Origin of the sequence: uncultured Thiodictyon sp. (genome assembly GCF_903828115.1) — a bacterium.
Taxonomy (GTDB): domain Bacteria; phylum Pseudomonadota; class Gammaproteobacteria; order Chromatiales; family Chromatiaceae; genus Thiodictyon.
This window is the reverse complement of the sequence record NZ_CAIKKU010000483.1, coordinates 1-3,694: the sequence shown is the minus strand read 5'-3', so window position 1 is coordinate 3,694 and position 3,694 is coordinate 1. Positions and strand designations below refer to the sequence as shown.

Annotated in this window: 4 protein-coding genes; 2 read left to right on the top strand and 2 right to left on the bottom strand. The window is 70.6% G+C overall.

Annotated elements, in window-relative coordinates; all coding sequences use genetic code 11:
- Nucleotides 1–139 precede the first annotated feature (139 nt).
- Nucleotides 140–580, bottom strand: a complete 441-nt coding sequence (locus QZY48_RS17720; protein WP_295433476.1) for a hypothetical protein — start codon at nt 578–580, stop codon at nt 140–142.
- A gap of 508 nt (nt 581–1,088) precedes the next feature.
- Between QZY48_RS17720 and tagF the strand changes: the two genes are divergently transcribed.
- Together tagF and QZY48_RS17710 are read left to right on the top strand one after the other, a co-directional pair.
- A complete protein-coding gene (gene tagF, locus QZY48_RS17715; protein WP_295433473.1) occupies nt 1,089–1,832 on the top strand; it encodes a type VI secretion system-associated protein TagF in 744 nt (247 codons plus the stop codon).
- Between the two features lies 1 nt (nt 1,833).
- Nucleotides 1,834–2,577, top strand: a complete 744-nt coding sequence (locus QZY48_RS17710) for a protein phosphatase 2C domain-containing protein (RefSeq protein WP_295433468.1) — start codon at nt 1,834–1,836, stop codon at nt 2,575–2,577.
- Between the two features lie 278 nt (nt 2,578–2,855).
- Here the strand turns inward: QZY48_RS17710 and QZY48_RS17705 are convergent, their stop codons facing one another.
- Nucleotides 2,856–3,488, bottom strand: coding sequence for a putative molybdenum carrier protein (locus QZY48_RS17705; RefSeq protein WP_295433465.1), 633 nt, complete (start codon nt 3,486–3,488; stop codon nt 2,856–2,858).
- Between the last annotated feature and the right edge of the window lie 206 nt (nt 3,489–3,694).

The following is a 3,694-nucleotide window of genomic DNA, read 5'->3' as shown; positions in this document are numbered from 1 at the left end:
TCGTCGTCGTAATCGTAATCGGAGAAGCGATGCAATTTGGCGTGCGAGAGAATCCGGGGCGCTACGATAATCTCGATTACGACAACGACAACGACAACGGCCCGAAAAGTGCCGACTAGCCAAGGGCCAGGTGGCCGGTCTATTGACCCCGTAGCGCCTTCCCGGTCCGCTCGATGAATTCACGTCCCTGTTTCTGCATCGCCCGCTTCACCAGTTGGGCCAGTTCCGGGTTGGTGATGGTGCGGCCGTTGAGGATCAGTTGCGACGGCGAGGTGGAATAGGCCTCGATCGGATTGGCCAGCGTCAGCGCCGTATCATCGACGGCGTCGTACCGATAGTCACAGCGCGCCTGCCCGGCGCCGTCCGCAGCCGCAAAGTGCACCGTCACCGTCGCGCCTTGACGGCCCCGGGTCCGGACCTCGCTGCCCTGCCAGGACGGCACCGAGCCGAGTTCCAGCGTGACCATGTCCTTGCACAGGGTCAGCCGCACGTCCTCCCGCGGGTTGTCGGAGCAGCCCAGGACGGCGGCCGCGGCCATCAGGACGGCGCAGACTGGCGACAGACGGGGGGGCTTGAGCATGGGAATCACCTCTGCGATCACTAAAACGGGCACTCGGTCGCGTTGACGCATCCGCGGATCGGCCCCTGCCGCGGGCGTCCGCCCGCGGGGTTGCGGGCGCAGGTCGACCGCGACTATAGCCGAATTTTCCGTTCCGGACCCGCCGGCCAGGCGCTGCGAGGACGATCGCCCGTGCCGACAACGGCAATCGGTCACAACGCTGACCAAGGCCTGAGGGTACCGGCCGGCGGCTACCCCGCCGCCTGGCCGGTTCGGGGAGGGATTCATTACCGACTTGCGGCCCGTCGGTATCTGTAGAATAGAGCGGGCGGCGCGAGCGCCATCCGCAACCTTGGGTATGGCCGGCGTGTTGGGGCTGCGGTCGGTGTGCCGGCCGGTGGCGATCGGTCCGCACCGCGGACCAGCAACCGCACGGCCAGCCGGGCGGCCGGGATTCTGATCAAGGTCGCATCGGCATCCGTGTCGCGGCGCCCTACCCATCCAGCCTTCAGCCCTGACGGGGGTTCCGATGACGACAGGCGGCACCGGTTTTTACGGCAAGGTCCCGAGCCTGGGCGACTTCGTCAGTCGCCGCCTGCCGAGCGAACTGATCGCGCCCTGGGACCAATGGCTGCAAGAGTGTCTGGCCGCCAGCCGCGAGCAACTGGGCGACGGCTGGCTTGAGCGCTATCTCACGAGCCCGCTGTGGCGCTTCGTCCTGAGCCCCGGCCTGGCCGGTCAGGGCGCCTGGGCCGGGGTCCTGATGCCAAGCGTGGATCGGGTCGGCCGCTATTTCCCCCTCACCCTGGCCTGTGCCCTGCCGGCCGGCACCAACCCGATCGCGGTCCTGGGCGCCGCGCACTGGTTTGCGCAGGCCGAAGACCTGGCCCTGGCGGCGCTCGCGGAGCCCTTCTCACTGGAGCGTTTCGACGGCCAGGTCCTGGCCCTGGGTGCCCCCGACGCCGCCGCGCCGACACCAAACCCGCCGCCACCGGCGGCCTTGGGCCGGCCCAATGCCTGGCACCTGAGTGCCGCCACCCCGGCGGACCTGCCGGGTGCCTGCAACCGGCTCCTGGCGCAGGCGCTGGAGGTCGTCTTCCTCGGCTACAGCCTGTGGTGGACCCAGGGCTCCGAGCGCGTGGCCCCGTCGCTCCTGGCGTGCCAGGGATTGCCGCCGGCCGCCGGGTTCAGCGCCCTGTTGAGCGGCGACTGGGGGGGCCGCGACTGGCGCCTGCTCGACGCCCCGCCCGCGGACCCCGCGGGGAGCGCCTGAGATGGCTGGCACGACCACCGATTACCGCTGGACCTCGGGCGGCGCCACCGATCAGGGCCGCCGCCGCACCATCAATCAGGACGCCTATCTCGACCGCCCCGACCTGGGTCTCTGGGCCGTCGCCGACGGCATGGGCGGCCACCGCGACGGGGAGCGCGCGAGCCGGATGCTGATGGAGGCGCTGGCGCTCCTGCCGCGCCCGCGCCTCCTGGGCGCCGCGGCCGACGCGGTACGCGGCGCACTCACCGAGGTCAACCGCAAACTCGCCGCCGAGTCCGCCGCCCAGGGCAGTGACGTGATCGGCAGCACCATCGTGACCCTGATCGCGCTGGGCGATCACTGCGGCATCCTGTGGGTCGGCGACAGCCGCGCCTATCGGCTGCGCGCGGGCGCCATCGCGCGTCTCACCCGCGACCACACCCAGGTCCAGGCCCTGGTCGAGGCGGGGCTCCTGACCCCCGAGCAGGCCGATCACCACCCCTATTCCAACGTCCTGGCGCGGGCGATCGGCGCCGAGACCCGGGTGGAGATCGACATCCGCGTCGAACCCCTGCGCGCCGGTGACCGTTACCTCCTGTGCAGCGACGGCCTGGACAAGGAACTGAGCGACCCGCAGATCGCCGCCCTGCTCGGCGGCGCGGACCCCGCGCAGATCGCGCGCACGCTGGTCGAGCACGCCTGCACGGCCGGCGGACGCGACAACGTCACCGCGGTCGTCGTCCGCTTCGATGCACCTGCTGCCTGATACCGGCAGGCGTGATGGTGCGGACCATCAGGCGTCCGGGGCGCTGGGCGCACCTTGAACCCAGAAAGAGCAGTTCTCTCACAGAGACACAAAGATCACAAAGATCTTCAGAGCGATATGTCGGTCGGCGAGGTCACCTGCGCGGTGATCGGCGCAACGCCTTCAATGATCTTCTTTGTGCTCTTTGTGTCTTTGTGAGAGCAATTGCCGGATTTGGGCCGAGCGGCTGCGCGCCGGTCAGGGGGTCGCGGACGGTGCCATGGTGCGCACGGCGCACCCTACGGCCGCGGCGCGGTCGCTGGTCCGGGCACTTGCATCACGCACTCCCGGCCCTGGTCTTGCCAGGCGCCGAAGACCGCGCCCAGCACGGCCTGCGCCTGGGCCTGAATGCCCGGGCACTGGGACTCACGCGGACCGGCGCAGTTGAGCACCCGCACCTGATTGATGCGCAGCCAGGCGGCCAGTTCGGCGACCGCGACCGGGTGGTCCAGGTCGCGCAGCAGCAGCGGGCGGCCCAGGCGGCGGGCGATCTGGGCGGCGAACCGGGTGCCGCCGGCCAGTTCGCCCCGGTACAGAATCAGGGTGGCGTCGCTGTCGCGGACGTTCCACTCGGTGCGCGACTCATCGTCCGCCCCCGGGGTCGGCGTCAGTGGATACGCGGCCGGGATGGGTCCGTCCTCCGCGCGGCGGCCGGCGGGACACCAACCGCCGACCGGCAGACCCAGGGCCAGGGCCGCGTCCAGGGCGGCCCGGTCGACCCCGGTCTGACCGCCCGCGATCACCCGCCGGACGGCGCTGTCCGCGCCGTCGCGGTGGTGCAGCGCGGCGAGCAGGGCGCGGTCCTGGCGGGCGAAATACTGATCCTCCTCGGCCCGCTCCTTGAGTTTGAGTTTATTCACGAAGCCGCTCATGGGTGCCTCCGCTAACCAGTGGACCGAAACGCCGCGCCGGGCCGGTTCCGGCAAGGGCCGATCCCGGGGGCGCTCCCTCAGTGTAGATGGCCGGTCGATGGTGCGCACGCGAGGGTCGCGATGCGGGGGGGCCGTCGACTTCGCCTGTCCATGGCATTCTTGCCGTGAAAGTCGCGCAGCGACGCTGTGGGAGCGGCCTGCGGTCG

Coding starts and splice junctions, on each gene's coding strand:
- QZY48_RS17720 (WP_295433476.1), bottom strand. CDS start 580: ATGCTCAAGCCCCCCCGTCTGTCGCCAGTCTGCGCCGTCCTGATGGCC.
- tagF (WP_295433473.1), top strand. CDS start 1,089: ATGACGACAGGCGGCACCGGTTTTTACGGCAAGGTCCCGAGCCTGGGC.
- QZY48_RS17710 (WP_295433468.1), top strand. CDS start 1,834: ATGGCTGGCACGACCACCGATTACCGCTGGACCTCGGGCGGCGCCACC.
- QZY48_RS17705 (WP_295433465.1), bottom strand. CDS start 3,488: ATGAGCGGCTTCGTGAATAAACTCAAACTCAAGGAGCGGGCCGAGGAG.